The organism is Rhizobium hidalgonense (genome assembly GCF_002914525.1).
GTDB lineage: Bacteria > Pseudomonadota > Alphaproteobacteria > Rhizobiales > Rhizobiaceae > Rhizobium > Rhizobium hidalgonense.
In genome coordinates this window covers 24,265-50,356 of record NZ_LODW01000057.1, presented here as the reverse complement: position 1 = coordinate 50,356, position 26,092 = coordinate 24,265, and the positions used below count along the sequence as shown (strand labels likewise).

20 protein-coding genes and 1 riboswitch are annotated in these 26,092 nt (G+C 62.1%); of the genes, 16 read left to right on the top strand and 4 right to left on the bottom strand.

Translation table 11 applies throughout. From position 1 onward, the window contains the following. Positions 1-20: 20 nt before the first annotated feature. The 3 genes from ATY29_RS16835 to ATY29_RS16825 all read right to left on the bottom strand — a co-directional run bounded on the left by ATY29_RS16835 (position 21) and on the right by ATY29_RS16825 (position 4,455). Positions 21-2,219 carry an ABC transporter permease gene (locus ATY29_RS16835; protein ID WP_097536984.1) on the bottom strand — a complete coding sequence of 733 codons (2,199 nt, stop codon included), beginning with the start codon at positions 2,217-2,219 and terminating at the stop codon, positions 21-23. Positions 2,220-2,285: 66 nt separating this feature from the next. After that, positions 2,286-3,314, bottom strand: coding sequence for an ABC transporter substrate-binding protein (locus ATY29_RS16830; protein ID WP_025418558.1), 1,029 nt, complete (start codon positions 3,312-3,314; stop codon positions 2,286-2,288). A 118-nt stretch (positions 3,315-3,432) separates the two neighbouring features. Beyond that, positions 3,433-4,455, bottom strand: coding sequence for an ABC transporter substrate-binding protein (locus tag ATY29_RS16825; RefSeq protein ID WP_025418557.1), 1,023 nt, complete (start codon positions 4,453-4,455; stop codon positions 3,433-3,435). 215 nt (positions 4,456-4,670) lie between these two features. Between ATY29_RS16825 and ATY29_RS16820 the strand changes: the two genes are divergently transcribed. The 12 genes from ATY29_RS16820 to ATY29_RS16760 all read left to right on the top strand — a co-directional run bounded on the left by ATY29_RS16820 (position 4,671) and on the right by ATY29_RS16760 (position 20,867). Continuing rightward, on the top strand, positions 4,671-5,411 hold the full coding sequence (locus ATY29_RS16820) for a response regulator (RefSeq protein ID WP_097537004.1): 741 nt from the start codon (positions 4,671-4,673) through the stop codon (positions 5,409-5,411). After that, on the top strand, positions 5,408-7,501 hold the full coding sequence (locus tag ATY29_RS16815) for an ATP-binding protein (protein WP_025418555.1): 2,094 nt from the start codon (positions 5,408-5,410) through the stop codon (positions 7,499-7,501). Before ATY29_RS16820 ends, ATY29_RS16815 begins: the two co-directional genes overlap by 4 nt. A gap of 497 nt (positions 7,502-7,998) precedes the next feature. Further along, on the top strand, positions 7,999-8,643 hold the full coding sequence (locus tag ATY29_RS16805; RefSeq protein ID WP_003568608.1) for a DUF47 domain-containing protein: 645 nt from the start codon (positions 7,999-8,001) through the stop codon (positions 8,641-8,643). Further along, positions 8,643-9,644, top strand: coding sequence for an inorganic phosphate transporter (locus ATY29_RS16800; RefSeq protein ID WP_097536983.1), 1,002 nt, complete (start codon positions 8,643-8,645; stop codon positions 9,642-9,644). The genes ATY29_RS16805 and ATY29_RS16800 overlap by 1 nt, the downstream gene beginning before the upstream one ends. A gap of 381 nt (positions 9,645-10,025) precedes the next feature. Further along, positions 10,026-10,137, top strand: a riboswitch (guanidine-I (ykkC/yxkD leader). 74 nt (positions 10,138-10,211) lie between these two features. Continuing rightward, a complete protein-coding gene (locus tag ATY29_RS16795; protein ID WP_097536982.1) occupies positions 10,212-11,285 on the top strand; it encodes a putative urea ABC transporter substrate-binding protein in 1,074 nt (357 codons plus the stop codon). 56 nt (positions 11,286-11,341) lie between these two features. Continuing rightward, entirely contained in the window at positions 11,342-12,160 is an 819-nt protein-coding gene (locus ATY29_RS16790; protein ID WP_097536981.1) for an ABC transporter permease, read from the top strand. Further along, entirely contained in the window at positions 12,157-12,981 is an 825-nt protein-coding gene (locus tag ATY29_RS16785) for an ABC transporter ATP-binding protein (protein WP_097536980.1), read from the top strand. Before ATY29_RS16790 ends, ATY29_RS16785 begins: the two co-directional genes overlap by 4 nt. Next, positions 12,978-13,799 carry an urea amidolyase associated protein UAAP1 gene (locus tag ATY29_RS16780; RefSeq protein WP_097536979.1) on the top strand — a complete coding sequence of 274 codons (822 nt, stop codon included), beginning with the start codon at positions 12,978-12,980 and terminating at the stop codon, positions 13,797-13,799. Before ATY29_RS16785 ends, ATY29_RS16780 begins: the two co-directional genes overlap by 4 nt. Before the next feature lie 10 nt (positions 13,800-13,809). After that, positions 13,810-14,460, top strand: a complete 651-nt coding sequence (locus tag ATY29_RS16775) for an urea amidolyase associated protein UAAP2 (RefSeq protein WP_003568601.1) — start codon at positions 13,810-13,812, stop codon at positions 14,458-14,460. Positions 14,461-14,462: 2 nt separating this feature from the next. Next, on the top strand, positions 14,463-18,002 hold the full coding sequence (gene uca, locus ATY29_RS16770) for an urea carboxylase (RefSeq protein WP_097536978.1): 3,540 nt from the start codon (positions 14,463-14,465) through the stop codon (positions 18,000-18,002). A gap of 3 nt (positions 18,003-18,005) precedes the next feature. After that, a complete protein-coding gene (gene atzF, locus ATY29_RS16765) occupies positions 18,006-19,817 on the top strand; it encodes an allophanate hydrolase (protein ID WP_097536977.1) in 1,812 nt (603 codons plus the stop codon). Positions 19,818-20,069: 252 nt separating this feature from the next. Further along, positions 20,070-20,867 carry a creatininase family protein gene (locus tag ATY29_RS16760; RefSeq protein ID WP_003568597.1) on the top strand — a complete coding sequence of 266 codons (798 nt, stop codon included), beginning with the start codon at positions 20,070-20,072 and terminating at the stop codon, positions 20,865-20,867. A gap of 18 nt (positions 20,868-20,885) precedes the next feature. On the opposite strand, the gene ATY29_RS16755 is transcribed toward ATY29_RS16760, so the two are convergent. Then, positions 20,886-21,836 carry a LysR substrate-binding domain-containing protein gene (locus tag ATY29_RS16755; protein WP_025418548.1) on the bottom strand — a complete coding sequence of 317 codons (951 nt, stop codon included), beginning with the start codon at positions 21,834-21,836 and terminating at the stop codon, positions 20,886-20,888. Positions 21,837-22,021: 185 nt separating this feature from the next. Between ATY29_RS16755 and ATY29_RS16750 the strand changes: the two genes are divergently transcribed. From ATY29_RS16750 to ATY29_RS16735, 4 genes are all read left to right on the top strand, one after another. Continuing rightward, a complete protein-coding gene (locus ATY29_RS16750; RefSeq protein ID WP_097536976.1) occupies positions 22,022-23,038 on the top strand; it encodes an ABC transporter substrate-binding protein in 1,017 nt (338 codons plus the stop codon). A 73-nt stretch (positions 23,039-23,111) separates the two neighbouring features. Beyond that, positions 23,112-23,936, top strand: coding sequence for an ABC transporter ATP-binding protein (locus tag ATY29_RS16745; RefSeq protein WP_097536975.1), 825 nt, complete (start codon positions 23,112-23,114; stop codon positions 23,934-23,936). Next, on the top strand, positions 23,936-24,778 hold the full coding sequence (locus ATY29_RS16740) for an ABC transporter permease (protein WP_097536974.1): 843 nt from the start codon (positions 23,936-23,938) through the stop codon (positions 24,776-24,778). Before ATY29_RS16745 ends, ATY29_RS16740 begins: the two co-directional genes overlap by 1 nt. Next, entirely contained in the window at positions 24,778-26,091 is a 1,314-nt protein-coding gene (locus tag ATY29_RS16735; protein ID WP_097536973.1) for a cytosine deaminase, read from the top strand. Before ATY29_RS16740 ends, ATY29_RS16735 begins: the two co-directional genes overlap by 1 nt. Position 26,092 lies beyond the last annotated feature (1 nt).

Below are 26,092 nucleotides of genomic sequence, written 5' to 3'. Positions count from 1 at the left end.
GCGATTTTCTCCTGACGAGATTAAGCGGGGGTGGCGAGGCCGGCGACGCGGTTTTCACGGCGCAGGCGCCGTTCACCCACGATGAGCTGGAAGCCGGTGATGACGGTGATCATCACGACGATGAGCATGGAGGAATAGGCGATCGCCACACCGTATTCGCCATTCTCGACGAGGCCGACGATGTAGGACGTCGCCATGTTGTACTCAGCGCTGACGAGGAAGATGACGGCGCTGATGGAGGTGATGGCACGCACGAAGGAATAGACGAGCGCGGCGGTGATTGCCGGACGCAAGAGCGGCAGAATGACCTTGCGGATCGTGCGGAAGCTGTTGGCCCGGAGCGTTAGCGATGCTTCGTCCAGGCTCTTGTCGAGCTGGCTCATCGCCGCAATGCCGCCGCGCACGCCGACCGGCATGTTGCGGAAGACGAAGCAGGCTATCAGGATCAGCGCCGAGCCGGTCATTTCGAGCGGCGGCAGGTTGAAGGCCATGATGTAGCTAACGCCGATGACCGTGCCGGGAATGGCAAAGCTCATCATCAAGGCGAATTCGAAGGCATTCTTGCCTGCGAATTTCTGACGCACGATGATATAGGCGGTCAGCAGACCGACGGCGGCCGTCAGCGGGGCGGCAATCAGCGCGATCTCCATCGTCGTCCAGAACGAGTTCCAGGCGACGCCCGTCCAGGCAATCCCGTTTTCGAAGCTGATCGAGAAGGCTTTGACGTAGTGGTCGAGCGTCAACGAATTGTCGAGGCCCCAGGTCTTCACGAAGCCGCCGATCAGGATCATGCCGTAGATGACGAGTGTGAAAAGAATCCACGGGATGACGACGGCGTGAACGCCGATCGATAGGCCGCGCGGCAGAGCGATATGCGATCCGCTATCACCTTTGCCGGTGACGGTGGCAAAGTTCTTGCCCGATAGCCAGACGCGCTGGGCAAGGAAGGCGGAGAGCGTGAAGGCGAGCAGCACCATGGCAAGCACGGCAGCCCGCGAGGGATCATTCTGCGAACCGACGACGGCGAAGAAGATTTCCGTCGAGAGCACGCCATGGCTGCCGCCGAGCACCAGCGGATTGCCGAAGTCGGCCATGCTTTCGATGAAGCCGATAAGGAAGGCATTGGCGAGGCCGGGCTTCATCAGCGGCAGCGAAACCCGCCGGAAGGTGCGCCAACGGTCGGCGCGCAGTGTCGTGGAGGCCTCCTCCATCGACGGGCTGACGCCTTCGACGACGCCGATCAGCACAAGGAAGGAGATCGGCGTGAAGGATAGCACCTGCGCGATCCAGATGCCGGTGAGGCCGTAGAGCCAGCGGCCGGGCTCGAGGCCGAACAGTTGCGACAGCCCCTGCGTGACGACACCGGCGCGGCCGAAAAGCAGCGTCAGCGCCAGACCGATGACGAAGGGCGGCGTAATGATCGGCAGGATCGTCAGCAGCCGCAGGCCCTTCTTGAAGGGAAAGCGCGTGCGGGTGGCGACGAGCGCGAAGGCAAGGCCGAGCAGGGTCGAGCCGAGGCCGGTCATGATGGCAAGCCACAGCGTGCGCCACGCGACGCCGCAGCGGCCAGCAGCGATCACGCAGTTGAGGCTCCAGATGCTTGGATCCTGGATGTTGCGGATGAAATTGGCCGCATTGAACGAGCCGTCGAAATCCTGCACGGCACCGATGAACATGCTGCCGATCGGGTAGAAGACGAAGACCGTGACGAGGAAGACCAGCAGTGCGATCGCGCTGACGACGAAGGCGTCGCCTTTCATCACGCCGCGCTCGGCAAGGCCGAAGGCAAAGAGCAGCACGAAGGTGATGGAAGAGAGCACCGCACCGGCGCCCATGGCGGGCTGGCCGTTTGAGAGCGGGCCGAAGAGTGTCTCGCTGACCGTCCAGTTCCAGCCTGAAAAGCCGATGGCGAGGCCCTGGAGCGACAGAAACAGGACGCCGGTCGCGCCGGTCCAGGCGAGCACGGCGCCGCGGAGCATTGGGTCCGCTATGCCGCGGGCCGCGACCGCCAGGAGAAAGAGCACGAGCGCACCGTCAAGCCACAGGCGGCCATGCGCGAAGATCTGTACGAGGCCGGGGGCGGCCTCCGTGGAAAAGGGGAAACCGGCCAGCCAACCGAGCCCGAAGAAGCCGTTCTCGATCCGATACCAGGGCGATAGGGTCAATGCGACCGCGCCCAGAATCAGGACCACGTCCAGCCTGCGATTGCCATGTCTCATGGCTGACCTCGCTGTCTTTGAGTGTGGGAGGCGACGCCTGGGGAACAGGCGCCGCCGTTCAGGACATCAGTTGGCGGCTGCGCCGATTTCGCGATCCCAGCGTTCCAGCAGAGCCTTGCGCTTTGCCGGATCGCCATAGGTCTTAAAGTCGTAGTCGATCAGTTTAATGTCCTCGAAGCGCGGCGCCTCCTTCGGAATGACCGCACTCTTGTTTGAAGGCAGTTGGAAGGACTTTGCATCCTTCATGCGAGACTGGACTTCTGCCGTCAGCGCCCAGTCGTACCAGACCTTCGCATTGTCGAGATTGTGGGCGCCCTTGATGATCGACATGGAGCCGATCTCATAGCCGGTGCCTTCGCAAGGCGTGATCGACTTGACCGGGAAACCTTCCGCCGTCTGCGCCACCGCGTCGTGCACGAAGACGATGCCGAGTGCCGTCTCGCCGCGGGCAGCCGCCTTGACGGGTGCCGAGCCGGACTTGGTGTATTGCGAGATGTTGCCGTTCAGCTTCTTCAGATAGTCGAAGGCCTGGTCCTCGCCCATGATCTGCACCAGCGAGGCGAGCGCTGTATAGGCGGTGCCGGAAGAATTCGGATTGGCGATCTGGATCTCGCCCTTCAATTCCGGCGCCAGGAGATCGGCCCAGCAGACCGGCTCCTTGTACCCCTTGGTTTTGAAGATCTCCGTGTTGTAGCCCCAGCCGAGAGCGCCGGCATAGACGCCGACCGTCTTGTAACCGGAGCTTTCGGCCTGCTTCTTCGCCCAGTCGTTGAGTTCATCGAGCTTCGGCGACTTATATTCCAGCGTCAGATTTTCCGATGCTGCCTGAAGATGCGGGTCGCCCGTGCCGGCCCACCAGATGTCGGTCTTCGGGTTACGCGCCTCGGCGCGCACCTTGGCATAGGTTTCGCCGGACGAGAGGCGAACCATGTTCACCTTGATGTCGCTATGCGCCTTCTCGAAATCGCCCTTCATCTGCTCGCAGATGACCACGTCGGCCGAGCAGATGAGATTGAGTTCGCCAGCCGCCTGCGCCGGTAGCGCCCCGAGCGCCGTGCCCGCGAAGAGCATGAGGGAAAGGGTCTTCGTTTTCATAGTGGCATCCTCCTGTTGCCTGGGTTTGATTTCGCATGAACAAGACACAGCGGGGCCATCGGCCTGCTTGCGGCGGCGCGTTCACGATTTCGGATTGCGGTTTGTCTAAAGGGCTCGATCAGTTCGTTGCGGCGATTTCCGCATCGAACCTGCGGAGCAGTCGACTTCGTTCTTCCGGCGAGCCGAAGGTAGCGAAGTCATAGTCCACCATCTTGATCATCGAAATGTCGGGGGCTGCGAGCGGCAGGCCGGATTTCGCGTTGGATGGCACCTGGTTCTGGCCGGATGCCGCCCCCGTCCCCTGCCCTTCCGGGCTCAGCGCGAAATCGACGAAGCGCTTCGCTTCCTCGATGTTCCTCGCACCCTTGACGATGCTCACGGCGCCGATCTCGTAGCCGGTGCCTTCGCAGGGTGCGACGATCACAAGCGGATAGCCCGCCTGCTTCTGCGTCACAGCGTCATGCATGAAGGAAATGCCGATCAGCGTTTCTCCGCGCGCCGCCGCCTTGATAGGCGCAGCTCCGGAGGGGGTGTATCGCTCGATATTGCGGTTGAGCGCGGAGAGATAACGAAAAGCCTCGTCCTCGCCGAAGAGCTGCACGAGCGTCGCAAGCGTCGTGAAGGCGGTGCCGGACGAATTCGGATTCCCACTCTGGATGCGGCCGCGATAGGCGGTATCGGTCAGGTCCTTCCAGCAGGTCGGAGCTGGCAGCTTCAGCTCGCGCAGCAGATCGGCATTGTAGGCAAAGCCGAGCGCCCCGGCATAGATGCCGGCCGAGCGGCCGCCGGACATGGCGAAGAAATTCTGCGCCCAGGGCAGCATGTCGCGCTCGTGGGCCGGCTGGTAGGGTTCGAGGAGATTTTCAGAACCGGCCTGCAGATGGGTGTCGCCCGTGCCGCCCCACCAGACGTCGACGGTCGGCGCTGCTTTCTCCGCGCGGATCTGATTGAGGATATCGCCCGTGCTCTTGCGGGTTACCGAAATTTCGTGCCCGCTCTTCGCCTCATAGGCCGTCTTCATCGCGGCACACCACATCTCGTCGACACCGCACAAAACGGTCAGCGACGAGGCAGCTATGCCGGAGCCGGCGCTCGCCAGCCACAAAGCCGCGACCGCGCTGAAAGCGGTGATGCCCCTCACGATTTCCTCCCATTGGACCTTGCGTCCCAATCTCCGCAGTCAGGATGTCACATCTGCTGCCTTGCGCAATCAAAGAATGGTTACGGTTCTTACAGCTTTATCCGCGACGAACCCTCAAAAATGACAAAGGTTACAATTGTGACAAAGCCCATAATACGAGCCCGCTTTGAAGATCGCGACGGCCCTGCCTATAATGAATGCGGGAGGACGTGCATGTGTTGAATGAGAGGATCAGCATTCTGATCGTCGAGGACGATCCGGACATGGCGGAGCTTATCTCCGACCTCGTGGAAGCGGAGGGCTGGACGCCGTTGACTGCGCCGTCGGCGGAGGAGGCCGCGATCGTGCTTTCGCGCGAAACCGTGCACCTCGTGCTCGTCGACCATAACCTGCCCGGAACCTCCGGCCGCACCTTTGCGCAACGCCTGCGGGCGCAGACCAATATCGGCATCGTTATGGTGACGGCTGCCGGCAGCGCAGCGGACCGGGTGCTCGGCCTCGAGACGGCGGCCGACGATTATGTCGTCAAACCCTTCGAGCCGATCGAGTTGACGGCTCGCATCAAGGCTGTATTGCGCCGGACGATCCCCTCGCTCAAGCCGGAGCGGGAAAGCGAACGGGACCACGAGCCCACGTCCCTGAAGCTCGGTGACTGGTCGGTGGATCTGAAGAGCCGCTTTGCCATCTGCCGCACTGATCCTGCCAAGTCGCTGACAAGCGCCGAATTCGCGCTGCTCGAAATCCTCGCCGAAACGCCGAACGCACCCGTGAGCCGCGCCCATATCCTCGATCGGCTGGGCGCCGAAAGCGAGCGTTATATCGACCGCAATGTCGACGTGCTCGTGCTGCGTCTGCGTCGCAAGATCGAGCGCAATCCGGACCTGCCGCGCCATATCAAGACGCGCCGCGGCAAGGGCTATGTTCTCGACACCGACGATGGCGAGATCGTACCTTGATCAGTCGCCCCTTCCTCTCCTCCATCGCCTTTCGCCTGCCCTTTGCCATCGCCTTCATCTGCGTGCTCGTCTTCAGCCTGGCGACCATCGCCGTCTACGGCCTGCAGCGGGCGCGCCAGGAGATGGCCGCCTATGGCCTGCAGGCGTTTTCGAGTCTCGCCAAGGCCTCGCTTGTCTCGCGACAGGTTTCCGATCTCGTCTCCAGCGCGCCCTTCCTGATGAATGCGACCTCGCCCTACCGGGTCTCCAGCGAAAGCCGGTCGGTTGTCGTGCAGGTCGATACGCTATTGCGCGCCATGCAACCGGAAAACGACGGGGCTACCGTGAAGGGTTTTGCCGGCAGCCGCATCGTCGAGCTGCTGGATACGATCCGCACGCAGACGACGACGCTTGCCGGCGACGCCGAATCCGCTCAGCAGCACAAGGCGGAGGCTGCGGCAGCACTCGGCGAAATCGCGACCGGCAGCGGGATTGCTGATGCCGATTTCCGCAGTCGCCTGAACGCCATCGTCCAATCGGCATCCAATTCGGACAGCCTGTTCCAGCTTGGCGAATTGCGCCGGCGCTACGTCTCCGAAACCGCCCCGCGCCTCGAACGGGCCGCGCCGGATATTCGGATTTCCGCCGCCGAGCTTGCCCCTTACGAACGGGTCTTCGAGGCACAGACACGCTATCTCCTCGAAATGTTCGCCATCCGCGCCGCCGTCTCGCGCCTGCATACGGTCTCGCGCGATCTGTCGCATGCGACGGAAACCCAAAGCGAGGCCGTTGCCCGCAGCCTCAGCGACGACCTCGTCTCCACCTCCGATGCCTTGAGCCGCATCCTCGTCATCGTCGCCGTCGCCTCGTTGCTGGTCCTGGCAATGGCCGTCGTCTCGATCCGCTCGGTCATGCGCGTCTCACGCGGCATCGTCGCGCTTTCGAACGGAATGAACGCACTGGCGGAAGGACGCAAGGATGTCGATGCGCCGCGCTATGGCGGCACGGAGACCGAACTGGTGCGGCTGCTCGAGGCTTTCCGTGCTTTCCGGGAGAGCGTCGAGCGCGTGAGCCGGCTGCGGCGCACGGCGGAGGCCGCAGCCCGCACCATCCGCTCCACCTTCCGCAGTATGAACGAGGGCATCGCGCTGTTCGATTCGCGCGGCCGGCCGATCACCATGAACCGGCGCGTCATCGAGCTGGTCGGCTGGTCCGGTTCGGCCAGGAAACTGCCGCTCCGCAGTTTCGTGACGCCGCTGCCGGAGATCGATCCGACACTCCTGCCGGCCGAGAACGACGCCGGCCTGCTCTCCGACCGGTCCGTGCTACGCCACCGCTCCGACGCCGGCCAGGTGACGGAGGTGTCGCTATCGCGCCAACCCGACGGCGGCATCGTGCTGCTGGCGCGCGATATCACCGATATGGACCGGCAGGAGGCGGAGGCAGCAAAGATCCAACGCCTCGACGGCATCATGCGTATGACCCACCAGGTGAGCCACGAGGTCGGCAACATGATCGGCATCATCACCGGCAGCCTCGGCCTACTGGAACGCGACACCGGCTTCAATGACCGGCAGAAGCGGCACCTCGCTCGCATCCGCAAGGCAGCCGACCGCGGCAGGTCCTTGGCCGGGAGCATGCTTTCCATTGGCAGCCAGCAGCCGATCCATCCGGACGCGGTGGAAATCGGCGTGGTCCTGCGAGGCATGGCCGACGTGCTGGAAATCGCAATCGGCGAAAAATGCCGGCTTGCCTTCGACATAGGTGACGACCTGCCGACCGTCCTCATCGACACGGCACTCTTCGAGCAATCGATCCTCAATCTCTGCCTCAACGCCGCCGCGGCCATGCCGGCGGGCGGAACGATCCTCATCCGTTGCGCCCGCAGCGAGGCCGGCGTGACCGTCAGCGTGACCGATGACGGTATCGGCATGTCGGCCGAAGCGGTCGACAAGGCCTTCGAGCCCTATTTCACGACGCGCGACGCCGAAGGCGGCGCGGGCCTTGGCCTCGCTGTCGTCTATGGCTTCGTCCGCCAAAGCGGCGGCGACGCTCGTATTGCCTCGGCGCCGGGCAAGGGAACGGTCGTCGAACTTCTGTTTCCGGCGTGAATTGCGTTCTTGGCCCGCTCGTCAGGAACCGAATTGCGCCGCAACTCCTGAATATGAAGAAGGTCACAACCCAATCAAAACGGCTGGCGGACACACCAAGACGATCCTCGCAGGCGGGTCTGCACAGCAGTAGGGTGCTTTCGCCCAATCGCCGACAACGGGTGTCGAAGCTCTCCTGGTCACGACCCGTGAGACGGGGTTCTGGACGATACCCAAAGGGTGGCCGATTGAGCTCCCCAGCAAGTTGCAGAAAGAGAAGCGTGGGAAGAAGCTGGTGTGAAAGGTCGGGCAAGGAAGCGGATCAATCAGCCATCTCGTCTCGGAGTTCATTCTACTAAAGCCCTCGCCGGCAGTCGCAAGCACCTGCAATTTGCAGCTCGTGTGAAGAGGACCGACCGCGATGACTCCCGATAATTCAAATCTCGAGGCAAGTGATCTTTTCCATCGCACGTCAGTCGTTTATGACGGTTTTATGACAACCCAGATTGGGAAGATTTATGATTAGCGTATTCAAAAAACTCATGCCACGCGAAGACAAGTTCTTCGATCTCTTCGAGCAGCATGCGCGCACCGTCCAGGGCGCCGCTGACGCAATGCGTGAGATCTTCGGCGGCCACGGCGACCTTGAAGCCCATTGCCAGAAGATCGTCGATCTAGAGAACCAAGCTGACGACATCACCCGCGAGGTGCTGCTCGCCGTGCGCCGCAGCTTCATCACGCCCTTTGATCGCGGCGATATCAAGGATCTTATTCAGTCGATGGATGACGCAATCGACATGATGCACAAGACCGTGAAGACGCTTCGCCGCTTCGAGCAGAAGACCTTCGATCCCGGGATGAAGGAAATGGGTGTCCTCATCGCCGAAGCCGCGCGCCTCATCTGCGAAGCGATTCCGCTCCTCGACAAAATGGGAAGCAACGCTCAACGGCTGACGGCAATCGCCGAGGAGGTGACGCGTGTCGAGGGCCGTTCCGACGAACTCTATGAGCAGGGCCTCAAAGATCTCTTCCGGGCGCACGGCAATGGCAACGCGATGGCCTATTTGATCGGCAGCGAGATCTATTCCGAGCTCGAGAAGGTGGTCGACCGCTTCGAGGACGTGGCCAACGAAATCAGTGGCATCGTGATCGAGAACGTCTGATGGAAGCCACGCTTGCCTTTCCCCTGCTGGCCGGCCTGATCGGCGTCGCACTGTTCTTCGACTTCCTCAACGGCTTGCATGATGCAGCCAATTCCATCGCCACCATCGTCTCGACGCGTGTGTTGAGGCCACAATATGCCGTATTCTGGGCGGCCTTCTTCAATTTCATTGCCTTCCTGTTCTTCGGCCTGCACGTCGCCGAAACGATCGGCAAAGGCATTATTGACCCTGCCATCATCACGCCGCCGGTGATATTCGCCGCGCTGATGGGCGCGATCATCTGGAACATTGTCACCTGGATCTTCGGCATCCCATCGAGCTCGTCGCACGCACTGGTTGGCGGCCTGATCGGTGCCGGCGTCGCCAAAACCGGCGTCTCGGCAATTGTCTTCTCAGGCGTCTTCAAGACGGTCCTCGCCATCTTCATGTCGCCGATGATCGGCTTTCTCCTGGCGCTTTTTCTCGTCCTCGTCGTCACCTGGCTGTTCGTCCGCCAGACGCCCTTTGCCGTCGACAAGAGCTTTCGCATCCTGCAATTCGTCTCGGCCTCGATGTATTCGCTCGGCCATGGCGGCAATGACGCGCAGAAGACCATGGGCATCATTGCAGTGCTGCTCTACTCGCAAGGCTATCTCGGCAGCACTTTCCAAGTCCCTCTCTGGGTGGTGATTTCCTGCCAGACGGCGATGGCTCTCGGCACGCTGTTCGGCGGATGGCGCATCGTGCATACGATGGGTTCGAAGATCACCAAGCTCAATCCAATGCAGGGCTTTTGCGCCGAGACAGGTGGTGCGCTTACGCTCTTCGGCGCGACCTGGCTCGGCATTCCGGTCTCAACGACGCATACGATCACCGGCGCCATCGTCGGCGTCGGCGCGGCCAAGCGCGTCTCGGCCGTTCGCTGGGGGCTGGCGAGCAATATCCTGATCGCCTGGATCATAACGCTGCCGTCGGCCGCCTTGATCTCGGCCGCGTTTTATTTCGTCACGTCCTTATTCTAAATCCTTGGCCCTTTGGCAGAGGATAGCTCGGGGAAGCGATGCCGAGCGAGCAGGACCCGGTCATCTGAGATCCGGCGAGTTGATGGGAAGCAAACGGGCATCGCGGTGCAACGATCCGCAAACCGGCAAATTCGCTGGAAATTTTCGACTCCAGATCATCAGCTTATCGATATGAAGTTTGGCGTGAGCACATCTAACCCGTACCCTTCGCCGATTTCTTTCGCGAGAATTCGGCTTCTGGGAAAGCCGGTCCGAGCCCCCAGTCGGCGCTCAAATATTGAGCAAAATGCCGCAAGTGTACACAATTCCACATCACTCAAGGAACGGAGATCAAAAACATCAACAGGTTACAAGCTGGCACACCTCTTGCAAGAAGTGTGCTGAGTTGGTGGCTAGGGTTCCGGCGCTTCTTAGAAGTGCGGCTGGTCCGAGAGCCACCACCGACGGGGGAGAAATCCCGTCGGGTGCACGGCGGGACAAAAGCCCGGGAGACCTCGTAAGCCAAGGGATTGGTGGCACGATGGTCTTTGCCGATCCCTTTTGAAGAAAAGCAGAAGGGGAATTTCAATGCAGACTTTTTCGAAGATTGTTTCCACCACGGCGCTGGCGGTATCGCTGATACTTGGGCTGGCTTCCGTCGCAGAGGCGGAACAGAAGACCGAATTCAAGGTGGCCTGGTCCATCTATGTCGGCTGGATGCCCTGGGGTTATGCGGCCGATCACGGCATCGTCAAGAAATGGGCTGACAAATACGGCATTAAGATCGATGTCACGCAGTTCAACGACTATGTGGAGTCGATGAACCAATACACGGCCGGCGCCTTCGACGCCGTGACGCTGACCAATATGGACGGGCTGTCGATCCCGGCCGCCGGCGGCGTCGATACAACAGCCGTGATCGTCGGCGACTTCTCGAACGGCAATGACGCCGTCATCCTGAAGGACAAGGCGGGCCTTTCCGACATCAAGGGTCAGAACGTCAATCTCGTCGAATTCTCGGTCTCGCACTATCTGCTTGCCCGTGCGCTCGAAAGCATCAAGTTGACGGAACGCGACGTGAAGGTGGTCAATACATCTGATGCCGACATGGTCGCAGCCTACAAGACGCCTGACGTCACCGCCCTCGTCACCTGGAACCCGCTGGTTTCCACCATTCTCGAAGATCCCTCGGCCAAGAAGGTTTTCGACAGCTCGCAAGTGCCGGGCGAAATCATCGATCTGATGGTCGCCAATAGCGGCGTGCTGAAGGACAACCCGAACTTCGGCAAGGCGCTCGCCGGCATCTGGTATGAGACGGCCGCCCTGCTGCGGGCAGACACCACCGAGGGCAAGGCAGCCCGTGAGGCCATGGGTTCGGCTTCGGGCACCGATCTTGCCGGCTTCGAAGCCCAGCTTGCCGCCACCAAGCTCTTTGACAAGCCGGCTGATGCCGTTGCCTTCACCTCTTCGCCGAATCTGCCGAAGACCATGGATTTGGTGCGCAACTTCCTCTTCGAGAAAGGCTTGCTCGGCAACGGCGCGCCGTCGGCTGACGTCATCGGCATCGAAATGCCTGATGGCAAGGTGCTGGGCGATACCGGCAATGTGAAGCTGCGCTTCACCGAGACCTATATGAAGGCCGCCGCCGACGGTTCGCTCTGATCACGACGGAGGCGCGGCTTGACCGCGCCCCTCCCCTTCATCAGCGGAGCATTCCCATGCGTTGGATCAATACGAGGCCGAGCCGGGGCGCGCAATTCGCCTTGACGATGCTGCCCTTCGTGCTTCTCGCCCTTGCTTATGCCTTCGGCTCGGCCGCGCGACTGGCAGAAAACGCCAATGACAAGCTTCTGCCGAGCCTTGCCGGCTTTGCCGATGCGATCAACCGTCTGGCCTTCGTCGCCGACCCGCGCACCGGCGAGTTTCTGCTCTGGTCGGACACGGGCGCGAGCCTGGTCCGCCTGCTTGCCGGCCTCGGCATCTCGACGGCCATCGCGCTCGCTTTGGGCATGCTGATCGGCATGCTGCCCTATCTCAGAGCACTGCTTTCGCCCTTCGTCGCCGTCATCTCCATGGTGCCACCGCTGGCGCTGCTGCCGATCCTGTTCATCGTGATGGGCCTCGGAGAAACGTCGAAGATCGCCCTCATGGTCATCGGCGTCGCGCCGACGATGATCCGCGATCTGGCGCTGAAGGCGCTGGAATTGCCCCGCGAACAGATCGTCAAGGCCGAGACGCTCGGGGGCTCCTCCTGGCAGATCGGTCTGCGTGTCGTGCTGCCGCAGATCCTACCGCGGCTGATCACTTGCCTCAGACTGCAGCTCGGTCCTGCCTGGCTGTTCCTGATCGCGGCCGAGGCGATCTCGTCGGATTCCGGGCTCGGCTACCGCATCTTCCTCGTCCGCCGCTATCTCTCGATGGACATTATTTTTCCCTATGTCGTCTGGATTACCCTGCTTGCCGTTGTCATGAACGCTCTGCTCGATCGATTGCGCATCGCCGTCTTCCCCTGGTCAGAACTGGAGAAGCAGGCATGAGCGAGTTGAAGATCGAAAGGGTCCGGAAGGAATATGGCGACCAAATCGTCCTCGAGGATGTGTCACTGACCGTCGCTTCGCGTGCCTTCGTCGCGCTTGTCGGCCCCTCCGGCTGCGGCAAGACCACCTTCCTGCGCATGCTGCTCGGCCAGGAACAACCGACGAAGGGCAAGATTTTGCTCGACGGCGAGCCGCTGCCGTCGGAGCCGGGACCGGATCGCGGCGTCGTCTTCCAGCGCTATTCCGTCTTTCCCCACCTGACGGTGCTCGGCAACGTTCTGCTCGGCAAGGAATTTTCCGCCGCGCGCTACAAGGCCAAACTCTTCGGCGCCGAACGTCGCAACGCGATCGAAGACGCGCGCAGGCTGATTGCCGAGGTCGGGCTCGCTGGTTCGGAGGGCAAATATCCGGCCCAGCTTTCCGGCGGCATGCAGCAGCGCCTGGCGCTTGCCCAGGCGCTCATCATGAAGCCGAAGGTGCTGTTGCTCGATGAACCCTTCGGAGCGCTCGATCCGGGCATCCGCGCCGAAATCCACACGCTGATGAAGCGGCTCTGGCATGAAACGCAGATGACCGTCGTCATGGTCACCCATGACATGCGCGAGGCTTTCACGCTGGCCAGCCGCGTCGTCGCTTTCGAACGCCGCCGCGACCGGCCTGAAGAGAAGGAGCGCTACGGCGCCACCATCACCAAGGATATTGCCATCTGGCCGCCACGCCTTGCCGGCGAGCCATCGATTTTCAGCCCTGACCGGGACGGCCCGGTCTCTTCCCTGGGGCACAGCCGGGACGACCTGGCATCATCAGGAGAGACGCTATGATGCATGTGAGACGCTCGCCGGAAGAGATCGCCGCCAATCGTGCGCGCTACGAGGAGCACCAGAAGAAGGGTCTGGAATTCGCGCCCAAGGCGCTTCCCTGCCCAAGCCCGCTGCCGGCACCGGCCATCGATGCCGCTGCCGTCATCCACCAGGAGACCATTGCCGGCGGCTGGTACTGGTCGACGAAACTCGCGTGCGGCGAGGCGATCCGCATCGATCAGGGCGAGAGCAATTCGACCGTGGCGCTCGTTGCCTGGAATGCCGAGGATACGAGCGAGCGGATCAATCTCGTTGATACCGCCAAAGTCCAGTGGACGACGGCGCTCAGTAAAGGACGCGTGATCTTCTCCGATATGGGCCGCGTCATGTTCTCGATGATCGAAGACAGTTCCGGCGCCCATGACTGCCTGATGGGCGGCTCGACGGCTGCCTCGAACGCCGCGAAATATCCGGGCGAGAAGACACGCAATACCCGCGACAACCTGATCCTCGTCGCCGTCAAGCTCGGCCTCGACAGGCGCGATATTCCCGGCATCCTCAACCTGTTCGCGCCCGTCCGCCTGGCCGAGGGCGGAGGGTTTGGCTGGCAGGGCAAACGTTCCAACAGCGGCGACTATGTCGAACTGCGGGCCGAGATGGACATGCTGGTCGGCTTTTCCACCTGCCCGCATCCGCTCAATCCGGATCCGACCTACCAACCGAAGCCTGTCGTCATCACCCGCTACCGGGCAACCGTCTCTGCTGCTGACGACCTCTGCCGCACGGCGACTGCCGAAGCCGCGCGCGGTTTCGAAAACAACGCCCTGATGCAGGCCTGAGGAGACGACGATGTCCGATTTCATCCAGACCTCCCCTGTCCGTAACCTGCAGAATGCCGCGCAGGATCATTTCATCGCCGCCGAAGCCCCATGGTCCGGCCTCGTGCGCAAGGGCCAGACGATCCGCATCGAAGACAGTCTTGGCCAGCAGGCGATCGATACGCTGTTTTACCGTGCCGATGATTTTTCCGAGCGCTATTCCAATCAGGATACGATGCGCATGCAGGGTGCCGCCTATATCGGCATCGGCACGAAGATCATGTCGAATGAAGGCAATGTCATGCTGACCATGACGGCTGATAGCTGCGGCCGCCATGACACGTCCGCCGGCGCCTGCTCCTGCGAAAGCAACACGGTGCGCTTCGGCCATGGGACGAAATACCTGCATGCATGCCGTGATAACTTTGTCCTCGAGGTCAGCAAACACGGAATGGGCAAGCGCGACATCGTGCCCAACATCAATTTCTTCATGAACGTGCCGATCAGGCCGAATGGCGAAATGACGATCGTCGACGGCATTTCGGCGCCGGGCGACTATGTGGAACTCGTCGCGGAAATCGACGTGCTTTGCGTCATCTCCAACTGCCCGCAGATCAACAACCCCTGCAACGGCTTCGATCCGACGCCGATCCGGGTGCTGATCTGGGACGGCGAGGACTGAGCATGTTTAAGAAAGTCCTGATCGCCAACCGGGGCGAAATCGCCATCCGGGTTATCAAGACGCTGCGAGGGATGGGTATTGCCTCCGTCGCCGTCTATTCCGATGCCGACCGCTTCGCCAAGCCCGCAATGATGGCGGATGAGGCGATCCGCCTCGGGCCGGCGCCTGCCGCCGAAAGCTACCTCAATGTCGATGCGGTCATTGCCGCCTGCAAGGCGACAGGGGCCGAGGCAGTCCATCCGGGCTACGGCTTCCTGTCGGAAAATATCGGTTTTGCAGAACGCCTCGCTGCCGAAGACATCACCTTCATCGGCCCGCGGCCCGAACACCTCTCGGCCTTCGGCCTGAAGCATACGGCCCGCGAACTCGCCAAGGCAAGCGGCGTTCCGCTGCTGCCCGGCACCGGCCTGCTGTCGAGCGCCGACGAAGCGCTTTCGGCGGCAGAGACGATCGGCTACCCCGTCATGCTGAAAAGTACGGCCGGCGGTGGCGGCATCGGCATGCAGCTCTGCGCCGATGCCGAAAGCCTGAAGGCGTCCTTCGACAGCGTCCAGCGCACCGCGCGGGCAAGCTTCGGCGATGCGCGCGTCTATATCGAGCGTTTTGTCGCTGAAGCCCGTCATGTCGAAGTCCAACTTTTCGGTGACGGCAAAGGCAGGGTGATCGCGCTTGGCGAACGTGATTGCTCGCTGCAACGGCGAAACCAGAAGGTGGTCGAGGAGACACCCGCTCCCGGCCTTTCCGCCGCAACCCGCGCCCGCCTGCACAAGGCGGCTGTCGATCTTGGTGCTGCGGTCTCCTACCAATCTGCCGGTACCGTCGAATTCATCTATGATCCCCTGCGCGAGGAATTCTATTTCCTCGAGGTCAATACCCGCCTGCAGGTCGAACATCCCATCACCGAAGCCGTCTTCGGGATCGACCTGGTCGAGTGGATGATCCGCCAGGCCGCAGGCGAGGATGTGTTGTCCGGTACGGAGGCTCTGCAGCCGAAAGGGGCCGCGATCGAAGTGCGCGTCTATGCCGAGATGCCGCATGCCGATTTCCGCCCGAGTGCCGGCCTGCTGACGCAGGTGGCATTCCCCGAGGACGCACGCATCGACGGCTGGATCGAAACCGGCACCGAGGTCACACCCTTCTACGATCCGATGCTCGCCAAGGTGATCGTGTCAGCCGAGGATCGTCCGGCGGCAATCGAAAAACTGAAGGCGGCTCTTGCTCACACATCGATATCGGGCATCGAAACCAATCTCGACTATCTCAGGACCATCGCCAGCTCCGAACTTCTGGCGGGGGGCAAGGTGGCGACGACCGCGCTGCGCGATTTTTCCTTCGTGCCCGACGTCATCGAGGTGATCGCGCCGGGCGCGCAATCGAGCATCCAGGAACTGCCGGGCCGGCTTGGTCTCTGGCATGTCGGCGTGCCGCCGAGCGGCCCGATGGACGAGCGTTCCTTTCGTCACGCCAACCGTCTCGTCGGCAATGGCGACACGGTCGCAGCCCTGGAGCTGACGGTCTCCGGCCCGGTGCTGAAGTTCCATACCGACATAGTGGTCGCGCTTGCCGGGGCCGGCATGGCGATGAGCATCGACGGGACGAAACTGCCGCATGACAAGGCCGTGACCATTCGCGCCGGACAGATCCTCGCAATCGGCAGCATCGAGGGACCGGGGCAGCGGGCTTACCTCGCCGTGTCTGGCGGCTTTGCCGCCCCCGTCGTGCTCGGTTCGCGCGCCACCTTCGGGCTCGGTCAATTCGGCGGCAATGCCACCGGTACGCTGAAGACCGGCCATGTGCTGCATCTTGCCCGTCAGGCGACCGCCGATGCCGCGAAGCCGGCAACCGAGCCTGCGGAACTGACGCGCGAATGGCAGGTCGGTGTCGTCTACGGTCCGCATGGGGCGCCTGATTTCTTCCAGGATGGCGATATCGAGGCGCTGTTTTCGACGGACTACGAAGTACATTTCAACAGCGCCCGCACCGGCGTTCGCCTGATCGGCCCGGCGCCTAAATGGGCGCGCAGCGATGGCGGCGAGGCCGGTCTTCATCCCTCCAACCTGCATGACAATGCCTATGCGATCGGAGCGATCGATTTTACCGGCGACATGCCGATCATCCTCGGACCCGACGGGCCGAGCCTCGGCGGTTTTGTCTGCCCGGCGGTCATCGCCCGCGACGAGCAGTGGAAGATGGGCCAGTTCAAGCCGGGTGATCGCATTCGCTTCCATCCCGTTGAGCGGCCCGAAGATCCGGTCGCCGGCCCAACGGCGCATCGGGCGAAACAGGACGCAGGCTCGCCTATCGTCGGTAAACGCGACGACGGGCCTGTCTCTGTCGTCTACCGCCGCCAGGGCGATGACAATCTGCTGGTCGAATACGGGCCGATGACGCTCGATATCGCCCTGCGGCTGAGGGTGCACCTGCTCATGCAGGCCGTATCCCAGGTCCGTCTGCCCGGTATCATCGATCTCACACCCGGCATCCGCTCGCTGCAGATCCATTATGATGGCACGACGCTGACCCGCAACCGCCTGCTCGGCCTGCTGGCCGAAATCGAGGCGAGCCTGCCGGCAGCCCTGGACGTGACGGTGCCGAGCCGCATCGTGCATCTGCCGCTTTCCTGGAACGATCCGGACGCGGAACTTGCCATGCGCAAATATCAGGAGCTCGTGCGGCCGAATGCGCCCTGGTGCCCTGATAACATCGAGTTCATCCGCCGCATCAACGGGCTGGCAGACGAACAGGCCGTGCGCGACCTCGTCTTCGATGCGAGCTACCTCGTGCTCGGCCTCGGCGACGTCTATCTCGGCGCACCGGTCGCAACGCCGATCGATCCGCGCCATCGACTGGTGACGACGAAGTACAATCCGGCCCGCACATGGACGCCGGAGAATGCCGTCGGCATCGGTGGGGCCTATATGTGCATCTATGGCATGGAGGGTCCCGGCGGCTACCAGCTCTTCGGCCGCACTATTCAGGTATGGAATACCTGGCGCCAGACGACGGTTTTTGCCAAGGACAAGCCGTGGCTGCTCGATTTCTTCGATCAGATCCGCTTTTTCCCGGTCAGCCATCAGGAATTGGCGGAAGCCCGCAGCGCCTTCCCGCATGGCGGTTATCCCGTCCGGATCGAGGAGACGGAATTCTCCTACGCCGCCTACGAGCTGGAATTGCAGGCAAATGCCGCCTCGATTGCGACCTTCAAGGCACGTCAGCAGGCCGCCTTTGAGACAGAACGCCAGCGCTGGAAGGAGGCGGGGCTCGACAGCTTCGTCACCGACGAAGGCACCGGCGAAAGCCCCGCTGGAGATATCCCGGAAGGCTGCTTCGGTGTTGCCAGTGCCGTGCCCGGCAATATCTGGAAACTGCTGGTTGAGCCGGGCGCACCGGTTGCAGCCGGCGACACGCTTGCCATTATCGAATCCATGAAGATGGAAATCAACGTCACCGCACATGCGCCGGGCCGCGTCCGCGACCTGCGCGCCGGCCCCGGCCGCAATGTCAAAGCGGGCGATATCATTGTTGTTCTGGAGGAATGCTGAACCATGCTGCCGACCATTCTCGATCTGACCAGCCTTCGCGCAGCCTATGAAGCCGGCCAAACCCCGCTCGACCTTGTCGAGACCATCATTGTCCGTCGCGCAGCCTCGGAGGATCCCGCAATCTTCATCACGCCGACGCCTGACGAAGCGCTTCGAGCTGAAGCGCGCGCCCTGATGGAACGGGCTCCCGAGCCGAACAGCTTGCCGCTCTGGGGCGTTCCCTTTGCGGTCAAGGACAATATCGACGTGGAGGGGCTGCCGACGACGGCCGCGTGCCCCGCTTTCGCCTATGATCCCGAAAGCGACGCAACCGTCATTGCCAGGCTACGGGCTGCGGGCGCGATCGTGATCGGCAAGACCAACCTCGATCAGTTTGCCACCGGCCTCAACGGCACGCGCTCGCCTCACGGTGCGCCGCGCTCGGTCTTCGACAGGAACTATGTGTCGGGCGGCTCGAGCTCCGGCTCGGCGGTTGCCGTCGCCTCGGGCCTGGCAAGTTTTGCGCTCGGCACCGACACGGCCGGGTCAGGACGCGTACCGGCAGCCTTCAACAATCTCGTCGGCATCAAGCCGACGCCGGGACTGGTACCGAATGTCGGCGTCGTGCCTGCCTGCCGCAGCGTCGATGTCGTCACCGTCTTTGCTGCAACGGTCGGCGACGGCGTTGCGATCCGCAAGGTGATGGAGGGCTACGATGCCGCCGATCCGTTCTCGCGCAAGGCCGTTCCATCCAGCCTGCCAGCCGCCGGCTTGCGGGTCGGTGTGCTCGACGGAGCAGAACGGGAATTCTTCGGCAACAGCGACGTCGAGGCTCTCTATGATGCCGCAATCGATAGAGCGCGCGCACTCGGCGCCACGATCGTTGCCTTCGACTACGCGCCGTTCCGGCAGGCAGCAGAGCTGCTCTACAACGGCCCCTGGGTCGCCGAACGGCTGGCGGCGGTCAAGGATTTTCTTGCCACCAATGCGGCCGACTTCGACCCGACGGTTCGCACCATCATCGAGGGCGCGAAAGCCTATGACGCGGTCGCCGCTTTCGAAGGCCGATACAAGCTCGAAGCGCTGCGCCAAAAGACCGGGAAGGAATGGGAAAAAGCCGATATCCTGATGCTGCCGACCTCACCGACCACCTGTACGGTCGAAGAAATGATGGCGGATCCAATCGTGAAGAACGGCCAATTCGGCCGGTATACCAACTTCGCCAATCTGCTTGATTGCGCCGCGATCGCCGTTCCAGCCGGCTTCGACGCCAACGGTCACCTCCCGGCCGGCGTCACCCTGGTTGGCCCGGCTTTCACCGATGACGCGCTTGCCCCCTTCGCCGACGCCATGCACCGGGCGGCGAGGGCCGGCATGGGGAAGGACCGCGAGGCCGCCTTGCCGGAGGCAGGTCGGGTGGTGGCTCCAGCCGATGACTTCGTTCCGATTGTGGTCGTCGGCGCGCATTTGACGGATATGCCGCTGAACCATGAGCTGACGCGAGCGGGCGGATACAGGTTGAAAACAGGACGGACGGATGGCAGCTACCGGCTCTTTGCCCTGCATGGCACGATCCCGCCCAAGCCGGGGCTGGTCCGTGATCCAAGCTTTACGGGCAATGGCATCGAAATCGAAGTCTGGGCCCTGCCGCCGACCGCATTCGCCCGTTTCGTGCAGAATATTCCGGCTCCGCTTGGTGTCGGCAAGATCACCCTTAGCGATGGAAGTTGCCTGACGGGATTTCTCTGCGAGGGTCATGCCGTCGCCGGTGGACGAGAGATCACCGAGTTCGGCGGCTGGCGCAACTATATCAGCGCAACCGGTCCGGCGGCCTGAAGGGATGCAAAAACTTCTGTCAAAGGCCGCTCAATTCGTCCTCAGGGGTCTCATTGCCAGAACCGGCGCGATATGGGCGGGTAAGCGATCGTGATAAATCGACATATGTGTCGCGCTTACGCCGCCTCACGCTTCAGAGAGCGGCAGCTGCTTTACCAGCCTCTAAAAGGCATCGGTATGGGCGCAAATTGATGCTTTTCGCGCGCAGTGATTTTCCCTACTCCTGCTTGAAAAGCAACGAGAGGCGCGGCGATGGCACTGCCATTCTACTGGAACGAACTAAATAGCTCCGACTTCGCCGGACTTTCGCCCGACACAACCATCGCCATCCTGCCGATCGCCTCGACGGAACAGCACGGCCCGCACCTGCCGATCGCGACCGACGTGGCGATCGCCAACGGCATGCTGGCCGAACTGAAAGAGCAGAAGCCGGACGGCCTCGATTTCCTGGTGCTGCCGACGCAGGAGATCGGCAAGGCGAACGAACATATTTACGGGCCGGGGACGTTGTCACTCGCTGCGGAGCTGCTCATTCCGGTCTGGACCGCGATCGGCGCCAAGGTTGCCGAAGCCGGCATCCGCAAAATGGTGATCGTCAATTCACATGGCGGCAATGTCGATATCATGAGCATCGTGGCACGCGAGCTTCGCGTGCGCTACCGGATGGCCGTCGTCTCGACGCAATGGGGCCGCTTCGGCCATCCTCAGGGGATGATCAGCGACCATGAAACGAAATACGGCATCCATGGAGGCGAGGTGGAAACCTCGCTGATGCTCCATTTTCGTCCCGACCTGGTGCGGATGGAGAAGGCGGAGAATTTCACCTCCAAGGCGGAATGGATGCGCGGGCAATCGAAATACATCCAGCCGCTACCGCCGCATTCGCTCGCCTGGATCGCCCACGACCTCAATCCCAACGGCGTCGTCGGCGACGCCTCGCTCGGGACAGCCGAAAAGGGCGAAGCGATCTGCCGCCACCAGGTCACCGGTTTCGTCGAGCTGCTCCATGACCTGAAGCGCTATCCGCTTTCCAATCTTTATTCGGAGTAGGCCCATTCGCAGAAGGGTTCAGATCGCGACGGACCTTTCCATCGCGATATGCCCCTTTGCCTGCAGTTCCTGTACCAGGCCGGCGAGCTCGGCCAGGAGATACTCGACGAACAGGCTGGTGGCGGAATCAAGCGGGGTGCGCGCGCGGGCGAAAAGTTTCATCGTCTGGTGGCGCGCATGCGGCTCGGCGATCGGCCGGAAAACAAGTTCGCCCTGTCGGCATTCGGTGATCACGTCGAGCGGGTTCAGCATCGTCACACCGGCCCCTGATTTGACCAGCTTCTTCAGCATCTCCGACGCATTGGTTTCCAGCACGGGCTCGATGTGCACGTCGAGGCGGGCCATCGCCAGATTGATCACGTCGCGCAGGCTGGTGCCCTGCTGCGCCAACACCAGGCGCTCCTGGACGATATCGGCAAGGTTGATCGGACCTGAAGCGATCAGCGGATGGCCGGGAGGCAGCACAACGCCGATCGGGATGTCGAAATTGCCGAGCGTGCGGATGCCGGGCGTCGCCGGAATGTTGAAGCCGAGGCCGATATCCACCTCGCCCGACAACACCGGGTTGACCGTCATCGTCCCCGCATCATTGCGCAACTGCATGAAGACGCGCGGATGCTCGGACTGGAACCGGGCGATAATTTCGGGCAGCGGGCCGGCGGCCAGGCCCACCGTCGTCACCAGGCGGATCTTGCCAGCCTGTTGCGTCCTGAGGCTGCGAATGCGGCTCTCCAGCCGCTCGTAATTTTTCAAGACCTCGCGAATATGCTCGATGCAGAGTTCGCCGGCCGCCGTCAGACGCAGGCCGCGTGGCAGGCGCTCGAAGAGCGGCGCGCCGATTTCCTCCTCCAGCGCCAGGATTTGCCGGTTGATCGCCGAAGACGCCACATTCAACCGCGCCGCCGCCTTGCGGATCGAGCCGGCTCGGGCGATCTCGTTGATGTAGAGAAGCTTTCTGGAATGCAGCATCGCAGCAACCTCATTGCATAAAAACAGAGCAGACAGCACAAATTAGGCACAAGCTTTCGGAGAGATGCCGAAAAGGCATCATTGCGCACGAAATTTGATGCTTTTCAAAGAGCAAAGCAATCGCTCCTATGAAGAAAATCCGACGCCGCCACGGGCGTTGCGAACTTAGAAGGGGAACATTGATCATGCGCATTGCACGGAAGAATACGGTCTTTTCCGCACTCGTCGGCCTTGGCGGTGCGCTTGGCGCTGCCGTCTCGGCGCAGGCGGCAGACAAGGTCAGCTATGGCACCAACTGGCTGGCACAGGCAGAGCATGGCGGCTTCTACCAGGCGGTTGCCGACGGCACTTATGCCAAACATGGCCTCGACGTCACCATCGTGCAGGGCGGCCCAAATGCCGCCAACAGCGCCCTGCTCATCTCCGGCAAGATCGATTTCTACATGGGCGGTCCGCAGGGCGAAATCTCGGCGGTCGAACAGGGCATTCCGCTCGTCGACGTCGCGGCGATCTTCCAGAAGGATCCGCAGGTTCTGATCGCCCATCCTGATGCCGGCATCGACAAATTCGAAGATCTCGCCAAGCTCAAGACCCTGTTTCTCGGCAAGGACGGCTATCTCACCTATTTCGAATGGATGAAGGCGAACTTCAAGGGCTTCAAGGACGAGCAGTACAAGCCCTACAATTTCAGCCCGGCGCCGTTCCTCGCCGACAAGGAGTCCGCACAGCAAGGTTACCTCACATCCGAGCCCTACGAGATCCAGAAGCAGGCCGGCTTCGAGCCGAAAGTCTTCCTGCTCGCCGATAACGGCTATTCCCCCTATTCGACGATGATCACCACCACCCAGACGATGATCGACAGCAAATCCGACGTCGTCCAGCGCTTCGTCGATGCCTCGATCGAGGGCTGGTACAACTATCTCTACGGCGACAACAGCAAGGCGAACGCGCTGATCAAGAAGGACAATCCCGAAATGACGGATGGTCAGATCGCCTATTCCATCGCCAAGATGAAGGAATACGGGATCATCGAATCCGGCGACAGCCTCGACAAGGGCATCGGCTGCATCACCGATGCGCATTACAAGGCGTTCTTCACCGAAATGGTTGATATCAAGGTCTTCAAGCCGGAGACGGACTACACCAAGGCGTTCACGACGAAATTTGTCTGCAAGAACACCGGCGTGGCGCTGAAGAAATAGGCTGGCCGATGCCGGCGAGCATCCGCCGCAGATGCGGCGGATCGCATCCTCTCCCCAGTGAACGAGACAGGCAATGCCTTTAGCAGAAGCCCAGGCCCTATCCCCGAAAGAGGCGCGCACGCGGCCGCTGGTCGTCATGCGCTCGGTCTCGAAGGTCTTTTCCAGCGGAACGGTAGCGCTTTCAGACATGTCGCTCACCGTCGAAAGCGGCGAATTCGTCAGTCTGCTCGGCCCGTCCGGCTGCGGCAAGTCGACGGCGCTGCGCATCATCGCCGGCCTCGGCGACGTCACCTCGGGTGCAATCGATTGGCCGAGCTCGCGCATCAATGCCAGCGGCCTTCCGGACGGCGACATCGGCTTCGTCTTCCAGGAGCCGACGCTGATGCCGTGGAAGAACGTGTTCGACAATGTCCATCTGCCGCTGAGGCTGAGGCGCGTTTCGAAGGCTGCGGCGCATGACCGGATCATGGAGGTGCTGACCACCGTCGGCCTCCAGGATTTCGCCAACGCCTATCCGCGAGAACTGTCCGGAGGCATGAAGATGCGCGTCTCGATTGCCCGGGCACTGGTGACGAGACCGAAGCTGCTGCTGATGGACGAGCCCTTCGCGGCGCTCGACGAAATCAGCCGGCAGAAGCTCAATGACGACGTGCTGCGGCTCTGGAAGACGACCGGCATTACCGTCATTTTCGTCACCCATTCGGTCTTTGAGTCCGCCTATCTCTCGAGCCGCATCGTCGTGATGAAGGCAAGACCCGGCCGCGTGCATGCCGACGTTCCGCTCGCCACCAGCCTCGAACGCGACGCCCATTACCGCACCTCGGAAGAATATCGCAAAGCCTGCGAAACGGTGTCGCATTCGCTGATCGGCGCCATCAACGCGGCAGGAGATCAGTAATGCGCGACGAAACCGATGCACCGCCGTTGCGTCCTAAAGGCGCAGCCAGCGCCAGGCGCCGCGATCTGGCGCTGCGCATTTCCATTCCTTTCCTGGTCATCGCCCTTTTTATCCTGTCCTGGTCCATCTACGTCAAACTGTCGGGCGTCCCGCCCTACATCCTGCCCGGACCGGCCGCCGTCGCCAACGCCCTGGTGACCGACTGGGGCACGCTCGCCCCCGCCCTCTGGGTCACCACCAAGATCACCTTCCTGTCGCTGATTCTGGCGCTTGTCGGCGGCGTTGGTTTTGCGATCTTCCTCGTGCAGTCGCGCTGGATCGAACTCGCCTTCTATCCGCTCGCGGTCATCCTGCAGGTAACACCCGTCGTGGCGATCTCTCCGCTGATTCTGATCTATGCGCCGTCGACCCAGGTGGCGTTGCTGATCTGCGCCTTCCTTGTCGCCTTTTTCCCGATTCTTTCGAATATGGTCCAGGGGCTGAAAAGCGTCGACCACAACCTCATCAACCTGTTCGAACTTTACGGCGCCTCCCGCTGGCAGACGCTGTTCTTTCTCAAGCTGCCGGCCGCGCAGCCCTATTTCATGACCGGCCTCAGGATCGGCGGTGGCCTTGCCCTGATTGCCGCAGTCGTCGCGGAATTTGCCGCGGGCTCGGCCGGCGCCGGCTCCGGGCTCGCCTTCCGGCTCCTCGAAGCACAGTATCGGCTGAACATTCCGCGCCTCTTTGCGGCGCTGCTGATGCTCTCCCTGCTCGGCGTCGCGATCTTCGCCGTCACCTCGTTCATTTCGTGGCTTGCCCTGCACCGCTGGCACGAGAGCAGCCTGAAACGGGAAAACTGATGAGCTATTCCTTTATTTCGCCGCCGAATGCCGGCCGCTTCGTACTGAGCAACGCGACGCTGCCTGCCGCCGCCGTTGCCGGTTACGAAGCGCCCGCCGCCGAAGGGCTCGTCAGGGCCGATATCGTCATCGCCGACGGCATGATTTCCGCCCTGCTGCCGCCGGGCGAAGCGCCGGTCGAACTGGCGAAGTCCGACCTCAAGGAAGGCATGGTCTGGCCCTGCTTCACCGATATGCATACGCATCTCGACAAGGGTCACATCTGGCCGCGCAACGCCAATCCGGACGGCAATTTCCAGGGAGCGCTGGAGGCCGTGCGCGCAGACCGCGAAGCGCACTGGTCGGCTGGCGACGTGAAGAAGCGCATGGAGTTTTCCCTGCGCTGCGCCTACGCGCACGGCACCAGCCTGATCCGCACTCATCTGGATTCCCTTGCGCCGCAGCACCGCATCTCCTTCGAGCTCTTTGCCGAGATGCGCGATGTCTGGAAGGACAGGATCGCGTTGCAGGCGGTAGCGCTCTTTCCGCTGGAGAACATGGCGGACACGGCCTATTTCGCCGATCTCGTCGGCCTGGTCCGCAAAAAGGGCGGGCTGATCGGCGGCGTCACCCGAATGAGCGCCGATCTCGAGAGCCAGCTCGACGCGCTGTTCAAAGCCGCGACCGATAACGGCCTCGATGTAGACCTTCATGTCGACGAGACCGACGATCCGGCGGCAGAAACCCTGAAGGCGATCGCGCAAGCGGTGCTGCGCAACCGCTTCGACGGCACGGTGACGGCCGGCCATTGCTGCTCGCTTGCCCGCCAGGACGGGGAAACCGCAAAACGCACGGTCGAGCTCGTCGCCGAGGCCCGTCTTGCTATCGTCTCGCTGCCAATGTGCAACCTCTATTTGCAGGACCGCTATCCAGGCCGCACACCGCGCTGGCGCGGCGTGACACTTTTCCACGAATTGGCGGCAGCCGGCGTCGCAACCGCCGTTGCCTCCGACAATACCCGCGATCCCTTCTACGCCTATGGCGATCTCGACCCGGTGGAAGTGTTCCGCGAGGCGGTCCGCATACTGCATCTCGACCATCCGCTGGATACGGCCGCACGCGTCGTCACCACCTCGCCCGCCGATATTCTCGGCCGGCCCGATATGGGCCGCATTGCTGTCGGCACTGCTGCCGACCTCGTGCTCTTCAGCGCCAGGCGCTGGAGCGAATTTCTTTCCCGTCCGCAGTCCGACCGTGTCGTCCTTCGCCGCGGCAAGGTGATCGACCGCAGCCTGCCGGACTATCGTGAACTCGACAGCATCGTTGGAGCCTGAC

What these genes read in the sequence shown, in the direction of transcription:
- ATY29_RS16835 (WP_097536984.1), bottom strand. Translation starts at nt 2,219, where the DNA reads ATGAGACATGGCAATCGCAGGCTGGACGTGGTCCTGATTCTGGGCGCG.
- ATY29_RS16830 (WP_025418558.1), bottom strand. Translation starts at nt 3,314, where the DNA reads ATGAAAACGAAGACCCTTTCCCTCATGCTCTTCGCGGGCACGGCGCTC.
- ATY29_RS16805 (WP_003568608.1), top strand. Translation starts at nt 7,999, where the DNA reads ATGATTAGCGTATTCAAAAAACTCATGCCACGCGAAGACAAGTTCTTC.
- ATY29_RS16800 (WP_097536983.1), top strand. Translation starts at nt 8,643, where the DNA reads ATGGAAGCCACGCTTGCCTTTCCCCTGCTGGCCGGCCTGATCGGCGTC.
- ATY29_RS16795 (WP_097536982.1), top strand. Translation starts at nt 10,212, where the DNA reads ATGCAGACTTTTTCGAAGATTGTTTCCACCACGGCGCTGGCGGTATCG.
- ATY29_RS16790 (WP_097536981.1), top strand. Translation starts at nt 11,342, where the DNA reads ATGCGTTGGATCAATACGAGGCCGAGCCGGGGCGCGCAATTCGCCTTG.
- ATY29_RS16785 (WP_097536980.1), top strand. Translation starts at nt 12,157, where the DNA reads ATGAGCGAGTTGAAGATCGAAAGGGTCCGGAAGGAATATGGCGACCAA.
- ATY29_RS16780 (WP_097536979.1), top strand. Translation starts at nt 12,978, where the DNA reads ATGATGCATGTGAGACGCTCGCCGGAAGAGATCGCCGCCAATCGTGCG.
- ATY29_RS16775 (WP_003568601.1), top strand. Translation starts at nt 13,810, where the DNA reads ATGTCCGATTTCATCCAGACCTCCCCTGTCCGTAACCTGCAGAATGCC.
- uca (WP_097536978.1), top strand. Translation starts at nt 14,463, where the DNA reads ATGTTTAAGAAAGTCCTGATCGCCAACCGGGGCGAAATCGCCATCCGG.
- atzF (WP_097536977.1), top strand. Translation starts at nt 18,006, where the DNA reads ATGCTGCCGACCATTCTCGATCTGACCAGCCTTCGCGCAGCCTATGAA.
- ATY29_RS16760 (WP_003568597.1), top strand. Translation starts at nt 20,070, where the DNA reads ATGGCACTGCCATTCTACTGGAACGAACTAAATAGCTCCGACTTCGCC.
- ATY29_RS16755 (WP_025418548.1), bottom strand. Translation starts at nt 21,836, where the DNA reads ATGCTGCATTCCAGAAAGCTTCTCTACATCAACGAGATCGCCCGAGCC.
- ATY29_RS16750 (WP_097536976.1), top strand. Translation starts at nt 22,022, where the DNA reads ATGCGCATTGCACGGAAGAATACGGTCTTTTCCGCACTCGTCGGCCTT.
- ATY29_RS16745 (WP_097536975.1), top strand. Translation starts at nt 23,112, where the DNA reads ATGCCTTTAGCAGAAGCCCAGGCCCTATCCCCGAAAGAGGCGCGCACG.
- ATY29_RS16740 (WP_097536974.1), top strand. Translation starts at nt 23,936, where the DNA reads ATGCGCGACGAAACCGATGCACCGCCGTTGCGTCCTAAAGGCGCAGCC.
- ATY29_RS16735 (WP_097536973.1), top strand. Translation starts at nt 24,778, where the DNA reads ATGAGCTATTCCTTTATTTCGCCGCCGAATGCCGGCCGCTTCGTACTG.